At 67.0% G+C, this 24,427-nt stretch carries 24 protein-coding genes; 14 read left to right on the top strand and 10 right to left on the bottom strand.

The annotated features are described in order from the left end of the window. The first annotated feature begins 93 nt into the window (after nucleotides 1-93). From QUG01_RS12245 to QUG01_RS12215, 7 genes are all read left to right on the top strand, one after another. Complete coding sequence (locus tag QUG01_RS12245) at nucleotides 94-1,014, top strand: hydroxymethylglutaryl-CoA lyase-like TIM-barrel protein (RefSeq protein ID WP_500830391.1); 921 nt, start codon at nucleotides 94-96, stop codon at nucleotides 1,012-1,014. 82 nt (nucleotides 1,015-1,096) lie between these two features. Beyond that, entirely contained in the window at nucleotides 1,097-1,285 is a 189-nt protein-coding gene (locus tag QUG01_RS12240) for a hypothetical protein (RefSeq protein ID WP_500830390.1), read from the top strand. Between the two features lie 18 nt (nucleotides 1,286-1,303). Further along, nucleotides 1,304-1,783, top strand: a complete 480-nt coding sequence (locus QUG01_RS12235) for a hypothetical protein (protein ID WP_500830389.1) — start codon at nucleotides 1,304-1,306, stop codon at nucleotides 1,781-1,783. Further along, the gene (locus tag QUG01_RS12230) at nucleotides 1,780-3,960 is read left to right on the top strand and encodes an isocitrate/isopropylmalate family dehydrogenase (protein ID WP_500830388.1); all 2,181 of its coding nucleotides are present in this window, start codon (nucleotides 1,780-1,782) and stop codon (nucleotides 3,958-3,960) included. The genes QUG01_RS12235 and QUG01_RS12230 overlap by 4 nt, the downstream gene beginning before the upstream one ends. Beyond that, entirely contained in the window at nucleotides 3,957-4,637 is a 681-nt protein-coding gene (locus QUG01_RS12225; RefSeq protein ID WP_500830387.1) for an RraA family protein, read from the top strand. The genes QUG01_RS12230 and QUG01_RS12225 overlap by 4 nt, the downstream gene beginning before the upstream one ends. Continuing rightward, a complete protein-coding gene (locus tag QUG01_RS12220; protein WP_500830386.1) occupies nucleotides 4,634-5,509 on the top strand; it encodes a DUF6282 family protein in 876 nt (291 codons plus the stop codon). The genes QUG01_RS12225 and QUG01_RS12220 overlap by 4 nt, the downstream gene beginning before the upstream one ends. Nucleotides 5,510-5,597: 88 nt before the next feature. Further along, on the top strand, nucleotides 5,598-6,824 hold the full coding sequence (locus QUG01_RS12215) for a multidrug effflux MFS transporter (protein ID WP_500830385.1): 1,227 nt from the start codon (nucleotides 5,598-5,600) through the stop codon (nucleotides 6,822-6,824). A gap of 10 nt (nucleotides 6,825-6,834) precedes the next feature. On the opposite strand, the gene QUG01_RS12210 is transcribed toward QUG01_RS12215, so the two are convergent. From QUG01_RS12210 to QUG01_RS12190, 5 genes are read right to left on the bottom strand one after another with little or no spacing between them, the layout of a single operon-like run. Further along, entirely contained in the window at nucleotides 6,835-8,883 is a 2,049-nt protein-coding gene (locus QUG01_RS12210) for a prolyl oligopeptidase family serine peptidase (protein WP_500830384.1), read from the bottom strand. A gap of 52 nt (nucleotides 8,884-8,935) precedes the next feature. Further along, nucleotides 8,936-9,703: an alpha/beta hydrolase gene (locus QUG01_RS12205; protein WP_500830383.1), complete on the bottom strand. Its 768-nt coding sequence runs from the start codon at nucleotides 9,701-9,703 to the stop codon at nucleotides 8,936-8,938. Nucleotides 9,704-9,722: 19 nt separating this feature from the next. Beyond that, nucleotides 9,723-10,430: a substrate-binding periplasmic protein gene (locus QUG01_RS12200; protein ID WP_500830382.1), complete on the bottom strand. Its 708-nt coding sequence runs from the start codon at nucleotides 10,428-10,430 to the stop codon at nucleotides 9,723-9,725. A gap of 54 nt (nucleotides 10,431-10,484) precedes the next feature. Continuing rightward, complete coding sequence (gene ltaE, locus QUG01_RS12195; protein WP_500830381.1) at nucleotides 10,485-11,513, bottom strand: low-specificity L-threonine aldolase; 1,029 nt, start codon at nucleotides 11,511-11,513, stop codon at nucleotides 10,485-10,487. Nucleotides 11,514-11,526: 13 nt separating this feature from the next. Then, the gene (locus QUG01_RS12190; protein ID WP_500830380.1) at nucleotides 11,527-12,132 is read right to left on the bottom strand and encodes a TetR/AcrR family transcriptional regulator; all 606 of its coding nucleotides are present in this window, start codon (nucleotides 12,130-12,132) and stop codon (nucleotides 11,527-11,529) included. Nucleotides 12,133-12,233: 101 nt separating this feature from the next. Between QUG01_RS12190 and QUG01_RS12185 the strand changes: the two genes are divergently transcribed. Continuing rightward, nucleotides 12,234-12,569, top strand: coding sequence for a darcynin family protein (locus tag QUG01_RS12185; RefSeq protein WP_500830379.1), 336 nt, complete (start codon nucleotides 12,234-12,236; stop codon nucleotides 12,567-12,569). Nucleotides 12,570-12,689: 120 nt separating this feature from the next. On the opposite strand, the gene QUG01_RS12180 is transcribed toward QUG01_RS12185, so the two are convergent. Next, nucleotides 12,690-12,914 (bottom strand): hypothetical protein, encoded by a 225-nt coding sequence (locus tag QUG01_RS12180; protein WP_043623880.1) that lies wholly within the window; start codon nucleotides 12,912-12,914, stop codon nucleotides 12,690-12,692. 273 nt (nucleotides 12,915-13,187) lie between these two features. Here QUG01_RS12180 and QUG01_RS12175 point away from each other — a divergent pair, with 273 nt between their 5' ends. Further along, nucleotides 13,188-13,964: a tRNA threonylcarbamoyladenosine dehydratase gene (locus QUG01_RS12175; RefSeq protein ID WP_500830378.1), complete on the top strand. Its 777-nt coding sequence runs from the start codon at nucleotides 13,188-13,190 to the stop codon at nucleotides 13,962-13,964. A 412-nt stretch (nucleotides 13,965-14,376) separates the two neighbouring features. Here the strand turns inward: QUG01_RS12175 and QUG01_RS12170 are convergent, their stop codons facing one another. Together QUG01_RS12170 and QUG01_RS12165 are read right to left on the bottom strand one after the other, a co-directional pair. Further along, nucleotides 14,377-14,769 (bottom strand): VOC family protein, encoded by a 393-nt coding sequence (locus tag QUG01_RS12170; protein ID WP_500830377.1) that lies wholly within the window; start codon nucleotides 14,767-14,769, stop codon nucleotides 14,377-14,379. A 162-nt stretch (nucleotides 14,770-14,931) separates the two neighbouring features. After that, a complete protein-coding gene (locus QUG01_RS12165; RefSeq protein WP_500830376.1) occupies nucleotides 14,932-15,693 on the bottom strand; it encodes a CDP-diacylglycerol diphosphatase in 762 nt (253 codons plus the stop codon). A gap of 289 nt (nucleotides 15,694-15,982) precedes the next feature. On the opposite strand from QUG01_RS12165, the gene QUG01_RS12160 reads away from it, so the two are divergent. Genes QUG01_RS12160 through QUG01_RS12140 form a run of 5 tightly spaced genes read left to right on the top strand, consistent with a single transcriptional unit; the run spans nucleotide 15,983 to nucleotide 22,908 of the window. Then, on the top strand, nucleotides 15,983-17,239 hold the full coding sequence (locus QUG01_RS12160; protein WP_500830375.1) for an MFS transporter: 1,257 nt from the start codon (nucleotides 15,983-15,985) through the stop codon (nucleotides 17,237-17,239). A 29-nt stretch (nucleotides 17,240-17,268) separates the two neighbouring features. Continuing rightward, nucleotides 17,269-18,399: a LuxE/PaaK family acyltransferase gene (locus tag QUG01_RS12155; protein ID WP_500830374.1), complete on the top strand. Its 1,131-nt coding sequence runs from the start codon at nucleotides 17,269-17,271 to the stop codon at nucleotides 18,397-18,399. Nucleotide 18,400: 1 nt separating this feature from the next. Beyond that, nucleotides 18,401-20,806 (top strand): acyl-CoA reductase, encoded by a 2,406-nt coding sequence (locus tag QUG01_RS12150; RefSeq protein ID WP_500830373.1) that lies wholly within the window; start codon nucleotides 18,401-18,403, stop codon nucleotides 20,804-20,806. A gap of 42 nt (nucleotides 20,807-20,848) precedes the next feature. Then, nucleotides 20,849-22,111: a phenylacetate--CoA ligase family protein gene (locus tag QUG01_RS12145; RefSeq protein ID WP_500830372.1), complete on the top strand. Its 1,263-nt coding sequence runs from the start codon at nucleotides 20,849-20,851 to the stop codon at nucleotides 22,109-22,111. Beyond that, the gene (locus tag QUG01_RS12140; RefSeq protein WP_500830371.1) at nucleotides 22,108-22,908 is read left to right on the top strand and encodes a GNAT family N-acetyltransferase; all 801 of its coding nucleotides are present in this window, start codon (nucleotides 22,108-22,110) and stop codon (nucleotides 22,906-22,908) included. Before QUG01_RS12145 ends, QUG01_RS12140 begins: the two co-directional genes overlap by 4 nt. Nucleotides 22,909-22,938: 30 nt before the next feature. Here QUG01_RS12140 and QUG01_RS12135 read toward each other — a convergent pair whose 3' ends face one another. Together QUG01_RS12135 and QUG01_RS12130 are read right to left on the bottom strand one after the other, a co-directional pair. Then, nucleotides 22,939-23,271, bottom strand: a complete 333-nt coding sequence (locus QUG01_RS12135) for a YbjQ family protein (RefSeq protein WP_043623851.1) — start codon at nucleotides 23,269-23,271, stop codon at nucleotides 22,939-22,941. A 64-nt stretch (nucleotides 23,272-23,335) separates the two neighbouring features. Next, on the bottom strand, nucleotides 23,336-24,046 hold the full coding sequence (locus tag QUG01_RS12130) for a 2-phosphosulfolactate phosphatase (protein WP_500830370.1): 711 nt from the start codon (nucleotides 24,044-24,046) through the stop codon (nucleotides 23,336-23,338). Nucleotides 24,047-24,427: the final 381 nt, after the last annotated feature.

Genomic DNA, 24,427 nt, shown 5'->3' with positions numbered 1-24,427 from the left:
TGATTTTCACAGCCCCGTAATTGACATAGACATTCAAAAAAATACAATTCATGACGCTGTACTTATCAATGGCAACTTTCCTGAACGGTACTTATGAAAATCTCCAATATCGATGTCACGCTGCGCGACGGCGGTTACCGCAATCTTTTCAGCTTCAGCGAAAACTACGCCAAACAGCACGTTCAGATGATGGACCAAGCCGGCGTGGAATGGATTGAAATCGGCTATCGCAACGGCTCTTTCAAACCGATAGACAATATTGGTCAAACCGGCCTGTCGCCCGACGCTTACATTCGCTCGCTGCGTGAAGTCGCCCAGCGGCCTTACATCTGCGTGATGGCGCATCCGAAGAACATCCCCGAGCAGGATCTGGCTCACATGCGCACGCTCGGCGTGGACATGCTCCGTTTCTGCGCCGACCAGCAGAACATGGCGAGGACGCTGGACTATGTGCGCGAGGCCAAACAGCTGGGCTACACCGTGTGCTTCAACTTGACCCGGATCAGCCAGCACAGCGTCAAGATGATGGCGCGCCAGGCCGAGCAGGCCGTGGAAGCCGGCGCCGACGTCATCTATCTGGCCGACTCCAACGGCAGCATGACCCCGGAACGGGTGGAGCGTCTGGTCACCACCATCCACAGCGTCGGCCAGTGCGAAGTGGGCTTCCACGCCCACGACAACGTCGGCCTGGCGATGAGCAACAGCATCGCCGCGCTGAACGCCGGCGCCAGCTTCATCGACTCTTCGCTGCGCGGCATGGGCAAAGGCGCCGGCAACCTGAAGCTGGAACTGTGGCTGGGCTTCCTGCGCCGCGAACGCGGCGTCTCGCAGTACGACTACGCGCCGCTGCTGGACCAGGTGGATCATCTGGAAAAGACCGACAGCCAGGCGCGCCCAGCGCAGCCGCTGGACGATCTGATCCTCGGCCTGTTCGATCTGAACGTGGAACAGCGCGAGCGCCTGCACAGCAATGCCCGCCGCGTCAGCGACATGCTGGCCAACGCCGAGGCCTGAGCGGATGGCGGCTCTACAACAACCGATATCAGCGGCGTTCGGACCCGAAACGGGCCCCGCCGCCATCGTGATGGCGCCGATGATGGCTGTCTGGGATAACGGCGCGTTCTGCGCGCCGCTGACGGAGCAGCTGGTGGCGCGCGGCTACCGCGTCACCGTATACGACACCATGAGCCTGGCCCGCGATTGCGATGACCTGCCGCAGGCCGCCGCCCGCTGGGCGGCGGTGCTGGCCGAACGCCACTCCAGCGTCGAACTCGCCGTCGGCTAGGCCTATGGCGGCGCACTGGTGCAATACCTGCTGGGCGGCGCGCTGTCCGCGTGCCCGCGCTTTCTCGGCATCTCCGCCCCCACCTACTGCGACGGCGCGCTGCGCGCGGGCCTGGGCGACATCCTGCGGCTGCTGCGCGACAGCAGTCCCGAAGCCGCGCTGCAGATGCTGGAATGGCGCGTGCTGGCCGACCACAGCGACGCCATGCCGGCCCGGCCCGAACAAGCGCCGGATGAAACCGCGGCGCGGCTGGCTCCCGGCCTCAGCCATCTGCTCGACGCCGACGCCCGTGCCGAAGTCGCCGCTTACGGCGGCCGCGCGCTGTGGCTTTACGGCGAAGGCTCGCGGCTGGTGCGCGGCGCCAACATCGTACCCGCGCCACGCCGCGCGCATCAGCGCGCGGTCGGCCTGCCCGACTGCGGCATGCGCCCCCTCAGCGATGCCCAAGCTGAATCGATAGCCTTGATAGAAGCGTTTCTGGACGAATCCACACTATGAAGAAAATCCTGGTACTACCCGGCGACGGCATCGGCCGCGATGTCTGCGATGCGGCGCTGCCGGTCTTCGACTTGCTGCAGCTGCCGATCGAGCTTCATTTCGGCGACATAGGCTGGGAATGCTGGCGCAACGGCGGCAACCCGGTGCCGGCGGAAACCTGGCGCCAGATCGAGCAATCCGACGCCGTGCTGCTCGGCGCCATCACCAGCAAGGGCAAGCTGGAGGCCGAGCAGGAACTGATACCCGAGCTGCAGGGCAAGGGGCTGAAATACGTGTCGCCGGTGATCCAGCTGCGCCAGCGGCTGGAGCTGTTCGCCAACGTGCGGCCGGCCCGCCACCTGACCGGCGCCCGCAAGCCCTTCCATTGCGTGGTGATCCGCGAGAACACCGAAGGTCTCTACGCCGGCATGGACCGCAAAGGCATTCCGGAATCGATGAGCGATTGGGTGCGCCACCCCAACATCGACCGCAGCGGCCCCGGCGAAGCCGCGATCAGCGTGCGGCTGCAAACGCGCTTCGGCCTGGAACGGCTGTTCCGCCATGCCTTCGACTACGCTCGCGACCACGGCCTGGACCGCGTCACTTTCGCCGACAAGCCGAACGTGCTGCGCGACAGCGGCCAGTTCGCCGCCGACATCTTCCACGCCATCGCCGCCGGCTATCCCGGCATCGGCGCCGACATCCAGAACGTGGACGCGGTGGCGCTGTGGCTGGTGCGCCGGCCGGAAAGCTTCGGCGTCATCGTCGCCGAGAACATGTACGGCGACATCCTGTCCGACCTGGCCGCCGGCGTGATGGGCGGCCTCGGCGTCGCGCCCAGCGCCAATGTCGGCAACCGCGTCTGCTACTTCGAGCCGGTGCACGGCAGCGCGCCTGCGATGGCCGGCAAGGACAAGGCCAACCCGGCGGCGATGTTCCTCAGCATCGCGCTGCTGTTGCGCCATCTCGGCTTCGACGAAGCCGCCGCGCGCATCGACGCCGCCGTCAGCCAAACCATTCGCGCCGGCCGCGCCCTGACCTACGACCTGGGCGGCAACGCCGGCACCGCCGAAATGGCGCGCGCCATACTGCAGGCCTTGCGCCGTCCGCAAGCGCTGAAGCGGGCCAGCATCCTGTGCGTCGGCGACGAATTGCTCAACGGCAGCGTGGTCAACAGCAACGCCGCCGAAATCGGCAAACGCTTGAGCGCCGCCGGCTACGCCGTAGGCCTGCAATTAAGCAGCCCGGACCAACTGCCCGCCATCCGCGCGGCCCTGGACCAGTGCCTGGGCCAATCCGACCTGGTGGTGGTCAATGGCGGCCTAGGCCCCACGTCCGACGATCTTACCCGCGATGGCGTCGCGGCCGCGCTGGGCCTGCCGCTGCATTTCGACGCCGGCTCGATGGCGCATATCGAACAGCGGCTCACCGGCTTCGGTCTGGCGGTCAATCCGCAAAACCGCCGCCAGGCGATGTTCCCCGAGGGCGCGGCGATTCTGCCCAATGCCAACGGCACCGCCCCCGGCTTCGCGCTGGACTGGCAAGACCGGCGCATCCTGGTGCTGCCCGGCCCGCCGCGCGAATGCCTGCCGATGCTGGACGCCAGCCTGCCGCCGGCGCCTGCGCGGCAAGACGCGCCGGTTCGCCGCTGGCTGCTGCTCGGCGTGATCGAAGCCGACATCGCCGATGCCGTCGAAGCCTGTCTGCGCGACGCGGGACAGGAAGCCGCGGTGTCCTATTTGTGGCGTTACCCGCACGTCGAGGTAAGCATCCGCCACGACGACGACGGCGAACCCGCCTGGCTGGACGCGGTGGAAACGCTGCTGCGGCCGCACCTGGTCAGCCGCGATGGCGCCAGCGCCGTCTCCCAGCTGGCCGGCGCGCTGGCCGGCCGCGCCTGGCTGCTGGACAGCGGCATCGCAGGCGCGGACCTGGGCGGACTGCTGCCCGCACCGGCCGCCGGCGATGCCGACCCCGTCCGGATCCGGATCGACGCCAGCCGCGAGCTGGCGCCTCCCTGGCAGGGCGTGCTGAGCCTGAGCTGCCAGATCGACAACGGCGGCCAGCGCAGCAGCTACCGGCTGGACGTGCCGCACCGCGGCGCGGAAGTGGCCGACTACGTCCGCGAATTCTTCGCCTGGAGCCTGCTGCGCAGCTTGAATGGCGCCCATTCCCATACCGAAAGCGAACCCGCATGACCGAACATCAAAACACGCTGCGCCAGCGCCTGCAGGCGCTGGACACCCCCTCCATCGCCGACGCCATGGACAGCCTGGGCCTGTACGGCCCGCTGCCCGGCATCGTCAGCCGCGCGCCGGGGCAACACACCATCGCCGGTCCGGCCTTCACCGTGCGCTACCAGTCCTTCGAACGCCAGGCAGGCGAATTCCACAACGCCGGCAACTACATCGACGAGGTTGCCGCCGGCGAGGTGATCCTGGTCGACAACCAAGGCCGCGCCGACTGCACCGTCTGGGGCGACATCCTGACCGAAATGGCTTTGCGCAAAGGCATCACCGGCACGCTGATCCACGGCGCCGCCCGCGACATCGGCGAAATCCAGCGCCAGGGCTACCCGCTGTTCAGCGCCGCCGTGTTCATGTACTCCGGCAAGAACCGCGTCCGCCTCAGCGAGAAACGCGTCGCGCTGCAGATCGGCCCCACCGAGGTCCAACCGGGCGACTGGATCGTCGCCGACAGCAGCGGCGCGCTGGCCATTCCCGCCGCGCAGGTGGAGGAAGTGCTGCAGCGCGCGGAGCGGATCGACGCCACCGAGCGGAAGATCCGCGCCGCGCTGCGCGACGGCGTGCCGCTTGAGCAGGCCAGGGCCGCTTACCGCTACGACCGCCCGTGGGAAGAGGCGACGCCGGCATGAGCGCATTCCAGTCCTACTGGCGCGAACGGCTGCGCTTCCTCGACGTGCACTATCACGCCGCGCCGGACGCTTTCCGCCGCCGCCACGGGGTGATCGAAACGGGGAGGCGCTACCAGGCGCTGCAGGGCGGCGTGGTGCTGAAGAACCACCTCGGCGACAGCGTCGCCAGCGCGGAGGCCGCCCGGGCGCTGGATCTGCCGGTGTTCGGCTCCACCGTGCTCAACGCGGTGGCCGGCGGTCCGTGCCGGCGGGCGCTGGAGGCATCGCTGTGCAGGCTCCAGTCCGAGCACAGCGGCCGCCTGCTGGTCCATCTGCCCACGGTGACCGCGGCCAGCCACCGCAGCCGCCTCAGCCGCAGCCACAGCAATCCGTTCTGCGAGGCCGCCTTCGGCGAGGCGGCGGCGATCTGCGACGAGCAAGGCCAGCTGCTGCCGCAGACGCGGGAGCTGCTGGCCATGGCGCGCGACTATCCGCTGGTCATTTCCAGCGGACATGCCTCCCGCAACGAGGTGATGCGGCTGCTGGACGCCGCCGACCAGCTGGGCACACCGCGGCTGATGCTGAACCAGCCCGCCAATCCGATGACCGGCATGAGCGCTGCCGACCTGACGGCCATCGCCGGCCCGGACTGGCTGTACATCGAGCAGACGGCCTTGACTTACCTGTTGGGCTACCAGGACTGGGACGACTTCCAGACCGTGCTGCGCGGACTGCCCAATGTCGTCTACAGCTCGGACCTAGGCCAAACCAGCCAGCCGGACATCGAGGACTGGCACCGGCAAAGCCTGGGTTGGTTCGACGACATGCGGCTGGACTCAAAGCGCCGCGACAGCGTCTGGCTGGAAACGCCGCTCGCCATGCTGGCTCCATGACAATAAGATTGCCATTGCAATAGCAATGGCGTTGGCATCGCGTCCGCGATGCCGACCCCTCACCCGCCAAATCATTCAGGAAGGAAATATGGCGAACACCCACCCCAAGCAACCGCGGCTGCTGTTGCTGACCATCACCATGATGTCGGTGATCGGCCTCGTCGCCAGCGACATCTTTTTGCCGGCGCTGCCCAACATCGTCGAACACTTTCATATCAGCGCCAGCCAAGGCCAGTCCATGCTTGGCAACTTTCTGTTCGGCATCGCGCTGATGCAGCTGTTCTACGGTCCGCTGTCCGACAGCCTGGGCCGCCGCCGCCTGCTGTTGCTCGGCATCGCGCTGTTCAGCGTCACGTCGATCGCCATTCCGTACGCGCAGGACTTCCACCAGGTTCTGCTATTGCGGATGCTGCAAGCCATTGGCGCCTGCGCCGGGATCACGCTGGGGCGCGCCATCGTCGGCGACCTGTTCAGCAAGGAAGACGCCGGCAAGGTTTTTCTGACCATTTTTCCGGTCGTCGGCATGTCGCCGGCCATCGCGCCGCTGATCGGCGGCCAGCTCAGCAACGCCTGGGGCTGGCAAGCCTGCTTCATCTTCTCGATGCTGTTCGGCCTGGCGCTGATCGCGCTGATCCTGACGCAGTTGTCGGAAACGCTGCCGCCGGCCCGACGCCGCCCGCTGTCGCTGGGTCAAGTGGCCCAGGCCTACCGCACCTTGCTGGGCACGCTGCGCTTCTGGCATTACGCCATCATCCCCTGCGTCGCCTATTCGGTCTATTTCGCCTACATCGCCGAGTCGCCGTTCCTGCTGCAGGCGCAAGGCGTGCCGCGTAACCTGATCGGCTATTCCTACATCAGCCTGTCCGCCACCTATGTGGCCGGCAACCTGCTGGCGCGGCGGCTGATGCCGCGCGGCCATAGCAGCGACCAGCTGCTGGCCATGGGCTACAAGATTTTCCTCGCCGGCGGCGTCGCGCTGCTGCTGGCCACGACGCTGCTGCCGCACTCTTTCCCCGCCTGCATCGCCGCGATATCCATCCTGACCCTGGGCAACGGCTTCCTGCTGCCGCTGGGCACCAGCGGCGCGGTCACCTGCGTTCCCAGCCTGGCGGGCTCCGCCTCCGGCCTGATGGGCGCGCTGCAGATCGCCTCCGCGGCGCTGACCGCCAACTACATCGGACAACTGTCGCAGCACCAGCCGGGGCGCTTCGGCATCGTGGTGCTGGCGCTGGTCGCCGCCGGCTTCGTGCTGTTCCACTGGCTGGGCGCGTCGGCCAAGGCCGGCCAGCCGGCCAGCGAGACCGGCCGGGCCTGAGCGGCCACGCTCAGGCGTCCATCAGGCGCTGGTACAGGTACACCAGCACCCGCGCCAATTCGGTGGCGGTGTCCTCCTGTCCGGCATTGCCGGCGTGGCCGCCGCCGTCGGTTTCGTAGAACAGCGCGTCGTGGCCCAGCTCCAGCAGCCGCGCCACCATTTTGCGGGCGTGGCCTGGGTGCACCCGGTCGTCGCTGGCGCTGGTGGTGAACAGCGCCAGCGGATAGCGCGCGTCGGCGCGCAGATTGTGGTACGGCGAATAGGCGGCCAGGGCCTCCCGCTCCGCCGCGTCGTCCGGATCGCCGTACTCGTCTATCCAGCTGGCGCCGGCCAAGAGCTGGGTGTAGCGCAGCATGTCCAGCAAGGGCACCTCGCACACCACGGCCCGGAACAGCTCCGGCCGCTGCGCCATGGCCGCGCCCACCAAGAGGCCGCCGTTGCTGCCGCCTTCTATCGCCAACTTGGCCGGAGAGGTCAGCTTGCGGGCGATCAGGTCTTCCGCCACCGCGATGAAGTCGTCGAAGCTGACCTGGCGCTTGCCGCCCTGCGCCGCCTGGTGCCAATGCGGGCCGAACTCGCCGCCGCCGCGGATGCAGGCCAGCACGAAAGCGCCGCCCTGGCCCAGCCAGTGCGGACCAAAGTTTTCGATGTAATACGGCAGCATCGGCACCTCGAAGCCGCCATAGCCGTACAGCAGGGTCGGCGTCGCGCCGTCGAACGGCGCGTCGCGGCGGCGCACCACGAAGTACGGAATCCGCTCCCCATCCGGCGCGGTGGCCTGCCACTGCTCGGCCACATAGGGAGCCGGATCGAAGGCCTCCGGCTGGCGGCGCAGGCATTCGTGCTCGCCGCTGGCCACATCCAGCCGGTACAGGCCGCTGGGGGTCAGGAAATCGCTGTAGCTGTAGTAAAGGACGTCGCTCTGCCACGGCTGGTCGGCGATTTCGATCACGCCGTCGGCGGGCAGCTCCAGGGCTTGCGCCTGCCACAGGCCATCCTGCTTGGCGAAGCACAGCATGCGGCTCTTGACGTTGTCCAGCAGGTTGACCAGCAAGCGGCTGCGCGTGGTTTCCACCATCGCCACCGCCAGCCGCGGCTCGGGCGCCTGCAGCAATTGCGGAGCCGGGCCATCGCCAAACAGGTCCGCCAGGCTGACCGCCAACAGGCTGCCGCTAAGGTAGGTCTGGCCGCGCCAGCGCCAGTCTTCGGCCAGCTTGACGATGAAGTCGCCGCCGATATAGGCCTCGATCTCGGCCTTGGCCGGCAAGGGCAGCGCGTGGGTTTCCAGGCCGCCGTCCAGCAGGTGATACGTCTTGCGGTAGAAGCCGTCGGAGGCCTCGATCAGGTCGACGGCGCTGCCGTCGCTGTCGAGAAAGCGCCAGGCCGCCGTCATCATGGCGTCCTCCGGCGCGGCGAACAGTTGGGTCCAGCCATGCTGGCCGTCTTCGCCGCGCGTCACCAGCCACACCTCGCGCGGATAGCCGGCACGGGTCAAGGGCGCGCCCTTCCAGCCGGGGCAGACGAAGGCGCTGTCGGGATCGCGCCAGGCGATATGGTTCTTGCCTTCCGGAAAGCTGAAGCCCTGCTCGACCCAGCGCCGCGCTTCTACGTCGTACTCGCGCGCCACGGTGGCGTCGCCGCCGCCGTCGCTCAGGTGCACCAGCGCCCGCTCCGGCCGCACCGTGCAATGGGACACCCCATCCAGATACCAGTCGCGCTCGTCGGCGTCGGCCAGCGCGTCGATGTCCAGCACCGTCTGCCAGTCCTGGCTGCCGGCGCGGTAGGCGTCCAAGGTGGTTCTGCGGTAGATGCCGCGCGGATGCGCCTCGTCCTGATGGAAGTTGTACAGCCAGCCGGCATGCTCGGAAAAATACGGAATCTGCCGCGTGTCGCGCAGATGGGCCAGGATGTCTGCCTTCAGTCCGGCGAAGCGCGGATCGGCGTCCAGCACGCCTTCGGTGCGGGCGTTCTGCTCCGCCACCCAGGCGGCGGCGCGGTCGGAGTCCAGGCTTTCCAGCCAGGCGTGGAGATCGTGGGACGGGTTCATGGCGATGGGCATCTAGAATCTGTGAATGGCGGCGAGGGTAGCATCTGCGGACCGGGCTGCCAAATCACGGCCTGCCATGCGCCAGCATCCAGGCGCCGGCCAGCCCCAGCACCCGGTGCTCGATGCCGTTGTAGCCGTGCCAGGCCCACGGCTGGCACGGGTCGCCCTCGTTCTTGCCGCCGTCCAGCAGCATCAGTTCCCTGGGCGCGTCGGCGCGCAGCCGTTCTATCACCGGCCCCAGGTTGTAGGCATGGCTGGCGCGGCAGTCGTCGCGGCGGTGCTGGATCAGCAGCACCGGGATGCTCAGCCGCTCCAGCGGCAGCTGGGCCAGACTGCCGCGGCCGGCGTCTATGCTGGAGGTCAGCAGCAGGCCATCCGCCTTGTCCGGCCGCAGCAGCGCGACCGATGCGGCCGAGGTGGTGCCGCGGCTGGTGCCGGCCAGCCAGACCGGCAGCGCCGCGCCCTGGCGCAGGTAATCGACCACGGCGGCGATGTCGGTCGCATGTTCTGGACTTTCGCGAAAGTCGCCGAGCAGGCCGCGCGGCATGTCGGACGGCGCGTCGACGACCGCCACCCTGAAACCCATATCGGCCCATCCCTGGCGGGTGCGGACCAGGAAGTTGCCGCGGCCCGCGCCCAGCTCGCCCGTGGCGGACAGCTTGAGCAGCCCCTCGCCTCCCATGAACAGAATCAGATTGGCGCGCGCCGGCCCCGGCGGCTCCAACAGCAGGAAGCGCAAAGCAACGCCGGGCCGGGTAGGCAATTCAATCATCCGCTCGGCCCAAGCAGGCGAAGACAGCAGGCAACACAGCAATATGGCGGCACCTCGCATGGCGCATCCTTTCCGCGACTTACGGCACCTCGGCCGCGGCCGCCTTGAACCGGGCGATCACCTCGGGCGGGGTGTCCTTGTTGAAGGCGGCGTACAGCGCGCTGTCCAGCTTGTCCAGCTTGATGCCGCGCACCGCCCGCTCGCGCGGCAGGCCCAAGGCCTTCAACTTGCTGGCCAGGCCGGTCTCGGTGGACGGCAGCAGGTCGCAGCGGCCGTTGACGAACTTCTTGGCGTTGAGCGTGGAGTCGGGCGAGACTTCCAGCCGCAGAAAACCCTCGCTCTCCAGATACTCATGCCGGTAATCATTCAGCACCACGCACACGCTGTACTTGCGGGCATCCTCAAAGGCATGCACCTGGATGTCGCCGCGCGCGGCCAGATGATAAAAATAAACGTCGCTATCGAGGATCTTGAAGGTGAAGTCGAAGAACTGCATGCGCTCGCGCGTCTTGGCGATGGGGAACACCATCGCATACGGATGGTTTTTGGCCTCCTGGTAGGCGCGCGCCCACGGCGCAGCCTGCAAGGCGCTGAGCGGCACCCCCGCCTTGCGCATCACCCGCGTCACCTTCTCCACCGTGGTGCCGCCCATCACTTGCCCGTCCGGGCTGACCATCACATACGGCGGATCGTCGTCGGTGTAGATGCGCACCTGGTCCAGGCCGGCGGCGGCGGCCGGCCCCAAGTGGCTCAGCGCCGCCAGCAGCGCAGCTGCAATCAAGCGCATGCGGCCATGCTCCCATCGGTTTCCACCTCATGGTTATAGCCGCTGCGGCGCCGCTCAGTCGCTGAGCACGCGCTGCATCACCTCCAGCAGGCGGTCGATGTCGGCCCGGCTGACCTGCCAGTGGGTGACCAGCCGCATCGCGCCCTGGTGCGGCGGATTGGCCAGGAAGCCGGCCTGCTTCAACGCCGACATCAGTTCACTGGCATCGATTTCGGCATTGAAGCGGAACCAAACCAGGTTGATGTGGACGTCGGCTGGATCCAGATCGATGCACGGCAGCTTGGCCAAGCCTTCGGCCAGATAGCGGGCGTTCTGGTGGTCTTCATCCAGCCGGGCCGCCATCTCGGTCAAGGCCACGATGCCGGGCGCGGCGATCACGCCGGCCTGGCGCAGGCCGCCGCCCAGCAGCTTGCGCTTGCGGCGCGCCTGGGCGATGAAGTCGGCGCGGCCAGCCAGTATCGAACCGACCGGCGCGGCCAGGCCCTTGGACAGGCAGAACATCACGCTGTCCGCATGGCGTGCGATTTCGCGCGCCTCGCAGCCCAGATGCGCCGCCGCATTGAACAAGCGCGCGCCGTCCAGGTGCACCGGCACGCCGTAGGCGCGGGCCAGCGCGGCGGTGTCGGCCATCGCCGACAATGGCAGCACGCGGCCGTTGCTGTGGGCGTTTTCCAGACAGATCAAGCCGGTGCGCGGCTCGTGGATGTCGTCGCCGACCCGGATGCGGCGCTCTATCGCCTCCACCGCCATCAAACCCTGATCGCCCTCTATGGTGCGCATATGGGCGCCGGCGATCACCGCCGCCGCGCCGGCCTCATGCCAGACCAGGTGGCTATTGTCCTCGGCGATCACCTCGTCGCCGCGACGGCAATGGGTGTACAGCGCCAGCTGGTTGCCGAAGGTGCCGCTGGGCACGAACAGCGCGGCCTCTTTGCCCAGCGTGTCGGCGGCCAAGGCCTCCAGCTTCTGCACAGTGGGGTCGTCGCCATAGACGTCGTCCCCCACCGGGGCGTCGAACATGGCCTGGCGCATGGCCGGCGTCGGTTGGGTCACGGTATCGCTGCGAAGGTCTATCCACTGCATGTGTCGCTTCTCCTCAAGGATGTTGCTGCGCCGGCAAGCCCAGAAAGCCAGCCAACGCGTCGGTAATCAGTTGTTCCAGCCCGGCCGGCGGCGCGCCGGCATCCAGCAGCAGGCCATGGACCAGGCTATCCGCCATGCGCAGCAGCACCTCTGCGCGGCCGGCCTCCAGGCCGCATGCCTGCAGCCAGACGGCCACGCGCTGCAATAACGCCGCGTCCTGCGGATTGCTGGCGGGCGGCTCGTCAAATGCAGGCCATTCGCGCTCCAGCACCCGGTGCAGGCCCAGCTCGCGCCGATGCAGGTCCAGCACCGCGGCCACCATCGCCGCCAGTTGCTCCCGCGGCGGACGGCCGTCGCTCGCCGCCAAGGCGGCATCCAGCGCGGCCAGCGTCTCTTCGCCATGGCGGCGATGCAGCGCCGCCACCAGCGCCTGCTTGTTGGGAAAGTACTGGTATAGCGAGCCGATGCCGACGCCGGCCAGCTCCGCCACGCGGTTGGTGTTGAACGCGGCATAGCCCTCGCTCGCCAGAATGCGAGCCGCCGCCTCCAGAATGGCGGCCACGGCCTGGCGGGAACGGGCCTGGAGCGGCGCTTTGCGCGGTTGCGGGATGTCGTGCATCAAGCTAGCTAAACACGAGTTTTCGCCCATCGCAAGCCAGCTTACATTTTATGCAGAGCGGCGCCGGCCCGCCCTTCCCTATCCCGCTATGGAGAACCACCATGTCGCAACCCATGACTTTCTTCGCGTTGATGCGCGTCCACCCCAACTGGCTGCGGCTGAGCCGGCCGGAACGCCGCCGCTTCGAGCAGGAAACGCTGCAGCCGATTTATGCGCGCTACCCCGGCGTCAAGATGCGCTGGTTCGACGCGGAAGCCTTTACCTCGCGTTGCAGCGACGTCGCCATGTTCGAAGCCGAATCGGTCAAGGCGTTCTATTTTCTGATCGACGCGCTGCGCGACAGCCCGCTGATGACCGAGCCGTACTTCGAATTCGTGGACATCATCCCGGCAGTGGAGGACGGCTTCCGCGACTACGACGCGCAGCTGGCGCAATAAAAGCCGACGGCGGCCGCTGGGGCCGCCGTATTCGGTTGCGCTTGCGCGCTACAGGCAAGGAACCTGTTGGAGCCGGCCCAAGGCCGGCGCGGGCGTCAACGGATTGTCAGCAAATCTTGCCTAGTGAATGCGATACGATTGTCGAATGGCGTCAGCCTGGCGTTCAGCTTTCTGGATTTCGGGAGCGCCCATGCTGATGTCGGCGCCGCAGCGGCAGCGCAAGGCATGGTCGGGTAGCAGGGACTTCAGGTGCATCCGGGTTTCACGCCCGCACTCCTCGCAGGCGATCACCACCGTGGCGTTGTAATGCTTGTCCAAATCGATATCGAATCTTTGCTGCTTCATCGGAATCTCCCTAGTACTGAGAGTTGGCCGGCAGAGGAATCGCCGCAAGCCATTCGTGCCGGTCCCGCAACACATGCCCGGAAAAGCCGGGCACGTAATAGACAAGATACGGCCGATCAAAAAAGGTTCCAATCAATCAAGCAGTTGGATTGTAAAAAAATCTTCACGCCAGCCAGAAACGCCACAACGCGGCGGCAAAACCGCACGCGAACTGGCACTGCGACGGCGGCTTGGTTATCCTTGGCCGTTTTTTCGCAAGCCAGGTAATACCCGATGGACCACTCTGCCGATCTTGACCGCCGCTTCGGCGGCATTGCCCGCCTCTACGGCGACAACGCGCTGGCGCGCTTTCGCCGCGCCCATGTCTGCGTGGTGGGCGTCGGCGGCGTCGGCTCCTGGGCCGTCGAGGCGCTGGCGCGCAGCGCCATCGGCAAGCTGACGCTGATCGACCTGGACAATGTGGCGGAATCGAACACCAACCGCCAGCTGCCGGCGCTGGACCCGCTGTACGGCATGGCCAAGGTGACGGCCCTGGCCGAGCGGATCAAAGCCATCAACCCGGCCTGCGAGGTGGTGGAGATAGAAGACTTCGTCACCGAAGACAATATGGACGAGCTGCTGGGCCAGGGCTACGACTACATCGTCGACTGCATCGACGGCCTGAAAGTGAAGACGGCGATGGCAGCCTGGTGCGCCAGGAAGCGCCAGCGCTTCATCGTGTCCGGCGGCGCCGGCGGACAGATGGACCCGAGCCAGATCAAGCTGGCCGACCTGTCCGAGGTGACGCAGGACCCGCTGCTATCGAAGCTGCGCTACAACCTGCGCCGTCATCACGGCTTCGCCCGCGACGGCAAGAAAATGGGCGTGCCCTGCGTCTATTCCACCGAGCAACTGGTCTATCCGCAAGCGCAGGCCTGTGACGCCGGAGAGGCGCGCGGGCCTCAAGGCTTGTCCTGCGCCGGCTTCGGCGCCGGCATGGTGGTGACGGCCAGCTTCGGCCTGTTCGCCGCGTCGCGGGTGCTGACCGATCTGGCCAAGGCTAAGAAGTAAGCAGGCGTCAGCTGCTTACAAAAACACACGGTTTTGCATCCGCTACGCGGATGATGATTTCCATTGCCGGGGCTGCCCGGCAGACAGGGAGGGGATATGTGTTGAGTGGCACAACCTGTCCGGCTATCCCGGCCACCCTGCAAGCCTGGCCTTCGGCTCCCCGTCGGGCCCCGTCAGGCCCGAGGCGCGGCTGAACTCTCTGCGTCCGAATCTCTCACGGGGCGAGGCGAAGCCTCGCACGTAGAGATTCGCTCAGCGATGCGCGCTAACGTCGCGGGGCTCAAACAAGCAGCCGCTTAAAACCTCGGGCCTGCCACCCAGCGGCAGGCTTAAAGGGACCGGGGCACATCGAAAACATCATGTCTCCGCAACAACAAGCGCAAATGCGGTGCCAAGAATCGCTAACCGACGCTCAGCCCTTACGCTGAATCAAATCCCACTGATTGCCGCACAAGTCGCGGAACACCGCCACCGTGCCGTAGTCCTGCACCATCGGCTCGCGGGTGAACTCCACGCCCGCCGCGCGGTAGCGTTCGTAATCGCGCCAGAAATCGTCGGTATTCAGGAATAACCACACCCGGCCGCCGGCCTGATTGCCGATGGCGGCGCGCTGCGCGTCGTTGCTGGCCTTGGCCAATAGCAGGCTGGCCGCCGAGCCGGGCGGCGTCACCACCACCCAGCGCTTGTCCTGTTCGGCCTGGTAACTGTCCTCGCTCAGCGCGAAACCCAGCTTGCCGACAAAGAAATCAATGGCCTCGTCGTAATCGGCCACCACCAGCGACACCAGCGCCAGACTTTGCTTCATATTCTGTCTCCGCCGCCGGGCGCCGCTGCCGGCGGAACATCCGTCAGCCTGCGCCGCGCCTTGGCAAAAGCTCGATGATACAGCGGGCCGCTGCCCTCAGGCGCGGCGGATGGTATGACAACTTGCCGCTTTGCAGCAGCATGGGACAAGCCTTGCTCGCGCTCACGGCTGCAGAACCTTGCAATCGTGATCCTGCAGCTCCTCGGCCGAAGCGGGATTGATCGCCAACGCGTCGGCGCGCGTCGCCAGCAGCACAAAGCCCGGACCATCCGAGAAATCCGCCGGCAGCAAGGCCAGGCCGTAACGGCCCATCTCCTTGCGCGCCTCCGGCAGTCCGTCGGCCAGCAGGTGGAACGGATCGGCCGCCGGGTCGCCATTGGCGTCGGCATCGACGCGGCGCGCCCAATAGGCATGGCCTTCCAGCTCCACCGGCAGCTGCCGCCAGCCGGTATTCAGGCTGTCATCCAGATCATCCACCTGCTGCCGCACCTTGCGGTCGACGCAGGAGATGTGGATATGCAACTGGTTCTGGCTGCGTCCGTATTGCGAATTGATCGCCAGCGACACCGCCCGCCGCGGCAGCGGCTCGCCGCGCTTGGCATCCATGAAACGGCGCGCCTGCCAGGCCTCGCGCCAATAGGCCGGCGCGTCGTTCTGCAGCAGCCGCGGGCTTTCGATGCCGCTGACCCGCTCCGTGGGAATCAACAAATACTGCAGCGCGCCGTTGCGGTCCTTCAGCACCGCCACGCCTTGTGGCAACTTGACCTCGGCGCAGAGCGCGGGCTGGCCCTTGGCCTGCATGTCCGGCACGCACTGCTCGCCGACGATGCGCCACAGCGCGTCGCTGTCCGCCAAGGCGCGATAAGACACGCCGGCAGCCAGCAAGGCACACAGGCTGAGGCCGACAAAGATTCGTTTTTTCATCGCTACTCGAGAAGAAAGGTGGAAAGGCAACTCAAGAATTTCCGCGCATGCGGCCCTGTTCGATAACGCAATTGCATCAAACATGTGGTTAAAACCACAAAAATGTTTCAATAAATTTTCGTCTTTCGACCTTATTTTTCGTAAATGTGACAAACAATAGAACAAACAAATAAGTTCAATACTTAAGGACAGGTTTTTATCTGCTCATATGGCATATCTTTGCCCCGCCGCGCAGATCCCGCCGCGGCCAAGCAATCCTAATGTCATCGATGCAGAAACCGCAACAACCATGTCCGAAGAATCATTCCGTCCGCTGCTGTACCTTCCCCGTCGCCAGGCCTTGCTGTTCTGCCTGCTGCTTACCGCCTTTGAGCTATTGACCTATCTGGCCAGCGACATGGTGATGCCCGCCATGCTGCAGGTCACCCGCGATCTCTCCGCCGCCAGCCATAACGTCCCCACTGCGCTGAACGCCTTTCTGCTGGGCGGCATCGCCTTCCAGTGGCTGATCGGCCCGCTGTCCGACCGTTTCGGCCGCCGCCCGACGCTATTGGCCGGCACGCTGATCTTCGCCCTCGCCTGCCTCGCGGCCGCCGGCAGCCAGCACATCGCCGGCTTCAATCTGCTGCGCTTCGTCCAGGGCATCGCGCTGGGCTTCATCGTGGTGGTCAGCTATCCCACGCTGCAGGAGATCTTCAACGAACGCGACGCGGTGCGGCTGATGGCCTTGCTGGCCAATATCGCCTTGCTGTCGCCGCTGGCCGGCCCTTTGCTGGGCAGCCTGCTGCTGGAAGTTCTGTCCTGGCGCCAGCTGTTCGCCGCGCTGGGCGCCGCCACCGTGCTGGTGACGCTGGGCTTGTGGCGCTGGATGCCGGAAACGCTGGGCGCGCCGCGGCGCGACGGCCCGGCGCAACAGCCGGTGCCGCTGCGCCTGGCCGTGGCGCTGGCCAATTACCTGGCGCTGCTCAAACACCGCGACTTCGTCTGCGGCAGCCTGGCGCTGGGCATCTTGACCATGCCGCTGATCGCCTGGATCGGCCTGTCGCCGCTGCTGCTGATCCGCAGCCTCGGCTACAGCAGCCTGCAATACGGCCTGTGGCAGCTGCCGGTGTTCGCCGCGATGATAGCCGGCAATCTGCTCTTGAACCGGCTGGCCGGCAGGCTGGAGCTGAGCCGCCTGCTGCGGCTGGCGCTGTGGCCGATGGCCGGCGGCCTGCTGCTGACCGGACTCGCCGCCCCGCTATCGCCGTCGCTGCCGGCCTTGGTCGCGTGCTTCAGCGTCTACGCCTTCGGCCTGGGCCTGGGCAACGCCACCCTGTATCGGCTGACGCTGTATTGCAGCGACAACGCCAAGGGCAGCGTCGCCGCGATGCTGGGCATGTTGTCCACCGCCATGCTGGGCGGCGGCAGCGCCATGCTCGCCCTGCTGGACGCCGGCGACAGCCCGGCCCGCTTCGCCGCCGGCGTCAGCTTGGCCTCGCTGCTGGCCTTGCCGCCCTTGTGGCTGTTGCTGCGCCGCCCGCAGCTCGAACCCGTCTCCGCCTGACTTCCGATTTCTTCATCACGGGAACCGTCATGATCACACTCCCCCATGTCGAGGCCTTGTGCGCGTTGGAACACCCCTACCGCGCCGACGCCGAATGCGACCGTCTGTTCGACGCCGCGATGCGCGAACTGGTCGACTACCACTGCGAGCACAGCCCCGGCTATCGCCGCTGGCTGGAACAGAACGGCTTCACGCCGCAGCGGCTGGCCAGCCTGACCGACTGGTCAGAATTGCCGCCTATCTTCGCCAACTACTTCAAGCGCAGGCTGCTGCTGAGCAAAACCGGCGAGAACGCCCTGGAGCTGACCTCGTCCGGCACCACCGGCCAGAAAAGCCGCATGCGTTACGACGAACGCAGCATCCGCGCCGCCCAGCGCATGGTCGACCGCATTTTCGACCACTACGGCTGGAACACCCCGGAGCAGCGCTGCAACTACCTGCTGCTCAGCTACGAGCCGGCCGGCGCCATCACCCTGGGCACCGCCTACACCGACCAGTTCCTGTGCAAGTACGCGCCGATCAACCGCGCCGTCTATGCGCTGCGCCACAACGGCAAGAGCAGTGAGTTCGACCCTTTCGGCGCCATACGCGCGCTGCAGGAGTTCGCCGAGGAAGGCCTGCCGGTGCGCATCCTCGGCTTTCCCGCCTTCCTGTGGTTCACCCTGCAGCGGATGCGCGACATGGGTCTGCCGCCGCTGGCCCTGCATCCGGAATCGCTGGTTCTGCTCGGCGGCGGCTGGAAAACCCATGCCGACCAGGCGATACCGAAGACCGAACTGTACCGCCGGCTGGGCGAGCAACTGAGCCTGCCCGACGAACGCTGCCGCGACGGCTACGGTTCGGTCGAACACCCGGTGCCTTATAACGAATGCCCGCGCCACCGCCTGCACGTGCCCAGCTGGGCGCGCGCCTGGATCCGCGACACCGCCACCCTGGCCCGCCTGCCTTACGGCCAGCCCGGCTTCCTGCACCTGGCTTCGCCCTACATCACCTCCAGCCCGGCGCACAGCATGCTGCTGAGCGATCTGGCCGTGCTGCAGCCGGCCGAGCGCTGCGGCTGCGGGCTGGCCACCGACTGGTTCGAACTATTGGGCCGCGCCGGCACCAGCAAGAGCCGCAGCTGCGCCATGGCCGCGTCTGAACTGATCAAGGAGTCCTGATATGTATCTGATCCATGGAGAATTGCGCAGCGACCTCACGCTCGATGCCGCGCTGGACGCGCTGCGCCCCCGCCTTGCCGATACCCTGGCCGCGCCGCTGGACGCGGAGACGGTGCTGTCCTGCGCCGAACGCTTCGCGCTGGCCCTCATCGCGGCCGAGCACCACCCCTTGCTGGATGCGGCCTCGCGCACGCAACTGGCCGCCCTTTGCCGCCGCGAGGCGCTGCAAGCCAAACGGGAGCGGGAACTCGGCGAGCGGCCATTTTCCCTGCGCCGCCGCGACTACCGCGAGCCCCGCTTCGAAGCCTGGCGGCCGCTGGGCCTGGTGCTGCACGTCACGCCCGCCAACGCCGCGCTGCTGCCCTTCCTGGCGGCGCTGGAAGGCTTGCTGGCCGGCAATGTCAACTGGCTGCGCCCCAGCAGCAGCGATCAAGGGCTCAGCGCGCGCTTGCTGGCCGAGCTGCTGCATCACGACGCCAGCGGCCGCTTGGCCGAACATATCGCCGTGCTGCCGGCAGCGAACACCGAACTCTGGCAGCTGCTGGCCGACGCGGACGGCGTATCGGCCTGGGGAGGCGACGCCGCGCTGTCGGCCATCCGCGCCCAGCTGCCGCCCGGCTGCCGCTGGATAGACTGGGGGCACCGCATCAGCTTCGCCTATCTCGATCCCGCCGCCGCCAGCGACGAGCAGCTGGACGCGCTGGCCGACGATGTCTGCCGCTACGACCAGCAAGCTTGTTCCAGCCCGCAAGCGCTGCTGGTGGACAGCGACGATCCGGCCGTGATCCGCGACATGGCGAGCCGGCTCTCCGCCGCGCTGCAGCGTCGCGCGCCGTTGTGGCCGGCCTTGGCGCCGGACTTGCAGGAAGCGGCCGAGATCAGCACCCGCATGGCTTTTCACCGCCTGGACCAGGCCTTTGCCGATAGTCAGGGGCAGTTGCTGACAGGCGAAGGCTGGCGGCTGGCCTGGAATATGGATCAGGCACTGGCACCGTCGCCTCTGTTCCGCAGCGTGGAGCTGAGGCCGGCCCCGCGCGCCGCGCTGGCCCGCATCCTGCGCCCCTGGCGCACCCATCTGCAAAGCTGCGGCCTGATCGCGCCGCCCGCGCGCTTGCCGGAGCTGAGCCGCATGCTGCTGGCGGCCGGCGTCAGCCGCGTTGCCCCGGCCGGCCGCATGCACGACGGCTACCACGGCGAGCCGCACGACGGCGTCTACGCGCTGCAGCGGCTATCGCGCCGGGTGTCGGTCAGCCTGGACGATGCCGCGCTGCCCGGCCACGCCATGCTGGACGAGCCGCCGGCCGAGCCGGAAGGTCTGGCCCGGCTGCCGATCATGGACAAGGCCGACTTCCAGAGGCAGCCGCCCAACGACAAGGCCCAACTATTCTTCCGCAGCGGCGGTAGCAGCGGCGCGCCCAAGCTGGCCGGCGTCAGCTACCGCGACTACCACCACCATATGCGCGCCGCCGCCGACGGCATGCTGGCCGCCGGCCTGGACCCGGCCACCGACCGCGCGATGAACCTGCTGTATGGCGGCAAGATGTATGGCGGCATGCTGAGCTTCTTCACGATATTGGATTACCTGGGCGTGCCCCAGTACCCAATGGGCGGCCCGTCCGACGACGACTTCAGCGAAATCGCCCACTTCATCGTCGAGCAGAAGATCAACACCCTGATCGGCATGCCCGGCACCGTGCACAGGCTGTTCGAATGCGAAAGCGCAGTGCTGCGCCGTTACGGCGGCGTGCGCAAGGTGTTCTGCGGCGGTGAACACATCAGCGACGGCCAGCGCGCCTATATCGGCAGCTTCGGCGTGGAGCGGATATGCTCGGCCATGTATGGCTCGGTCGACGCCGGGCCGCTGGGCCACGCCTGCGCGCACGGCGGCGACGGCGAATTCCACCTGCTGGCCGCAGCCCAGTGGCTGGAGATACTGGAAACCGACAGCGACAAAGCCGCCGCGCCCGGCGCAATCGGCCGCCTGGTGTTCACCTCGCGCGAACGCGAGGCGCAGCGGGTGGAGCGTTACGACCTGGGCGACCTCGGCCAATGGCTGCCCGGCCCCTGCCCCTGCGGCCTGGCCACGCCGCGTTTCCGCCTGGCCGGGCGCCACGGCGCGCTGCTGCGGGTCGGCACCATCTTCGTCAACCCGGCCGCGCTGAGCGAGCAGCTAGGCCTGCCGCTGCAATGGCTGGTCGACCATGCCGACAACGGCGGCGACCGCATCCGGCTGCTGGCCGACGGCGATACGCGGACCCTGCGCCCGCGCCTGCTGCAAGACCCCATGCTGCATGAGGTGGTCAGCGGCGGGCTGCTCCAGCTGGACATCATCGCCACGCCAGCCGCCGAATTCCGCCGCCATCCGCACAGCGGCAAGACCCCGCTGGTACTGGACCTGAGACGCTGAAACCCGGCCGGCGCTCTGCCGCCGGCATGTACACACATAATCATGAATCCGAAACTGATCTCGCTGGTCGAACACGCCCGCAACCATTCTCCGCACTACAACACGCTGTACCACGGCCTGCCCGCCCAAGGCTGGCGCTTGGCCGACCTGCCCCCGGTCGATCCCGCCGCCTTTTGGCGAGACTCCCAGGACTTGGCGCGCTGGCCGGCTCTGACCGCCGCCCCGCTCGACGGCCATGTTTTCAAGACCGGCGGCTCCACCGGCGACGGCAAATTGTCCGTATTCAGCCGCGACGAATGGCAGGCTTTTGTCCGCGCCTTCGGCGCCGGCCTCGCCCGCCAGCTGCGGCCAGGCGACCGCGTCGCCAATCTGTTCTTCGCCGGCGACCTCTACACCAGCCTGCTGTTCACCCATGGCGCGCTGTCGCATTCGCCGGTGCCGGTGCTCGAATACCCGTTCAGCTGCAATGTCGATCACGACGCGCTCATCGACGCCATCCGCCGCCATCGCATCAATGTGCTGGCCGGCGTGCCGGCCCAGCTGCTGCGCCTCGTCCATCATCTGGAACAGCTCTCGCTGACGCTGCCCGCCATCGAGACGGTGCTGTATGCCGGCGAGAGCCTGTTCGGCGAGCAGATCGCTCTGTTGAAGCAGGTTTTCCCGCAGGCCCGCATCGGTTCGATAGGCTGCGCCAGCGTCGACGCCGGCCTGATCGGCTTTGCCGACCCGGACTGCGACCATGGCGAACACCGGGTGTTCGACGCCGACAGCATCATCGAAATCATCGACGAAGACAGCGGAGAAGCGATAGACGAGCCCGGCCGCCGCGGCCTGCTGCTGGTGACCAATCTGCAGCGGCGGCTGATGCCGGTGATCCGCTATCCCAGCGGCGACCTGGCCTGCTGGCGCGAGCCGCCCGGTCCGCAGCGCAAATTCGCGCTGCTGGGCCGGGCCGGCAACGGCCATCGCGTCCGCGTCGGCACGCTGTCGCTATTCCCGGACGAGCTGGGCCGCACGCTGGACGAGCTGCTCGACTTGCTGGGATGGCAGCTGGAAATCTCGCGCCGGGACGGGCGCAACTGTCTGGAATTGTTGCTGGCGGCGCGCGCGCCATTGGATTTGCCGCGGCTACGCCAGGCCCTGCTCGCCAGCCAGCCGGCCATCGCCGAGCAATGCGGAAAACAACAGCTGAGCCTGGCCTTGCGGCAGACCACGCCGGAGGCGATGCGCACCCATCCGCGCTCCGGCAAGCTGCTGCGCGTGGTGGACCGCCGCGATTATCAACTGGCGGAGGCGCAGCCATGAGCGTCCGCCATCCTGAAACCGCCTGGGTCCGAGACTACCAGCCAGCCGACGCCGCCGGCATCAGCGCGCTGTTCCGCGCCATCTACGACGACCGCTATTTCTACGCCGACGTCTATCTGCCCAGCCAGATCCAGCAACGCAACGCCAGCGGCCAGTGGCGCTCGGCGGTGGCAATGCAAGGCGACAGGCTGGTCGGCCACGCGGCGCTGTGGCTGAACCCGGCCTATCCGGGCCAGGCAGAACTGGCGATGAACGTGGTGCACCCGGATGCGCGCGGCCAGGGCATCGCCAGCCTGCTGGGCCGCCACCTGCGCGCCGCGGCCGCCGATCTCGGCGTCGCGCTGCTGACGATCAAGCAAGTATGCTCGCATCCGCGCAGCCAGTATGTCGCCCAGGCGCTGGGCTTCCACAACATCGCGCTGCTGCCGGACTACATTGACACCCCTTTTGCCGGTCCGGCGCCGGAAAGCATCCTGTTGGGCTGCCTGCCGCTGCAAGCGCGGCCGCTGCCAAAGCTGGCGTGGCCGAAGGAGTGGGAAACCTGGCTGGCGCCGCTGCGCCAGGCTTTCGGAGAGGGAGAGAACACGCCCGCCGGCGCGGCTGGCGGAAATCGCCAAGCTGCCCAGCGGCCAGCTGATCTATCTGAAATTGCCGGCCAGCGCGGAAACGCTGGCCTTGCGGACGCAGCTGCGAGACGCCGGCTTTCGCTTCGGCGGCCTGCTGCCGGCGGCGGCCGGCGGCTGGCAACTGCTATGGCTGCGCGGCATCTCCAGCCAGGACATCCATCTCTGCGATGAGCAGGCCGCGCGCCTGTACCGGCTGTGCCGTTACAGCGGCTCCACCCTCACGGCCGTGCCGTAGCACAGCACCTCGGTCAGGCCGGCCATCACGTCGGTGGCGTCGTAGCGCATGCCGATCACGGCGTTGGCGCCGAGCATCGTCGCGTGTTCGCACATCAGCGCGTAGGTTTCCGAGCGCGCCTGCTCGCACAGACTGGTATAGATGGTGATGTTGCCGCCGAACAGCGACTGCAAGCCGCCGAAAAAATTGCCGATGACCGAGCGCGAACGCACGGTGATGCCGCGCACGACGCCAAGGTTGGCGGTGATCCGGTAGCCCGGCAGCTCGAAAGCGGTGGTGACCATTCTGGCTGGCAACATGGAAATCTCCTGGTGATGAAGCCCGTCCCGAACAGGATGGGCTCCATCATGATATAGGGGAAGCTCAGACCGGACGATATTCGCCGTCGCGCAGCAGCGGCACGCAACGGCTGACATCGTGCTGCGCCGCCAGCGTCACGTCCTCCGGAAAGCCGCGCTCGACCAGCTCGCAGGCTGACAGGCCCTGGCTCAGCTGGCGCTCCAGATCGTTGCGCGCCAGCACAAAGGCCGCTTCCGCCGCCAGCGCCTCCGGCGACTTAGTGCCGGCCAGATTGTGAATGATGGCGCCGGCGCCGATGAAATCTTCGTAGGCGAAACGCAGGCTGCCATCCGGGTTCCGCTCGCCCGCCGCGATCAGCAGCGCCGATCCGCCCAGATCATTCAGATAGTTGGCCACCACCGAGGCATTGCGCAGGCTGCCGGCGATGGTGCGCGCCGACTCGCTAACCAGGCTGACGGCCGCGCCATTCGGCGACGGCAACACCAGCCGGGTGCCGAAGGCCAGCCGCTGCATGGAAGCCGGCGACAGCGACGGCTGCGTGCGGCTGCGCTTGCCGGCCAGCTGCGCCCGCCGGCTGGCGGCGAAGTCCTGCGCGCTGTCGTCCTTGACCCGATACGGCAAAACCACCACGCCGTTGCCACAGGCGACATCGACACAGGTGCTGAAGGACAACACATCGACGACAACGCAACTGTCCGCCTGCCGGCTCAACTGCCTCGCCGCTTCCACTCCCCACTGCAGCCGAACTGAAAATTCCTGTTGCGTATGTGGCATTCTTCGTCCCTGAAAAATGGCAAGCCGCCGGTTTGCCGGCGGCGGTTCAATATCCGGCACGGCGCGCCCTTCCAGCCCCTTGGCGATGCGCGCCGCGCGATCCGCGCAGGCTCGCGCCCGGTCATCGGATCGAAATAATTATTATTGGAAAGGTCGAAAGCTTAACCATTGGCCATCAAAAACTCAAAGAAATCATATGAAAACGCCCCCAGATGCGACTCTGGGGGCGTTTTCGCTGCGCGATTTCCAACAATGCGCCATCGCGCCTAGGGGCTGTTGACGTTTGGTGAGTGGATCGCGTTTTCGCCGATTTGGGCCGGAAGCAAGGCGCACAGTCCGACGCATAGTCATTCTATGCAAGGGCTGGGCAACGCGGCTTCC

Source organism: Chromobacterium sp. CCUG 76385 (genome assembly GCF_059916625.1).
The sequence above is the reverse complement of the archived record's forward strand: the minus strand, read 5'-3'. Positions and strand labels throughout refer to the sequence as shown.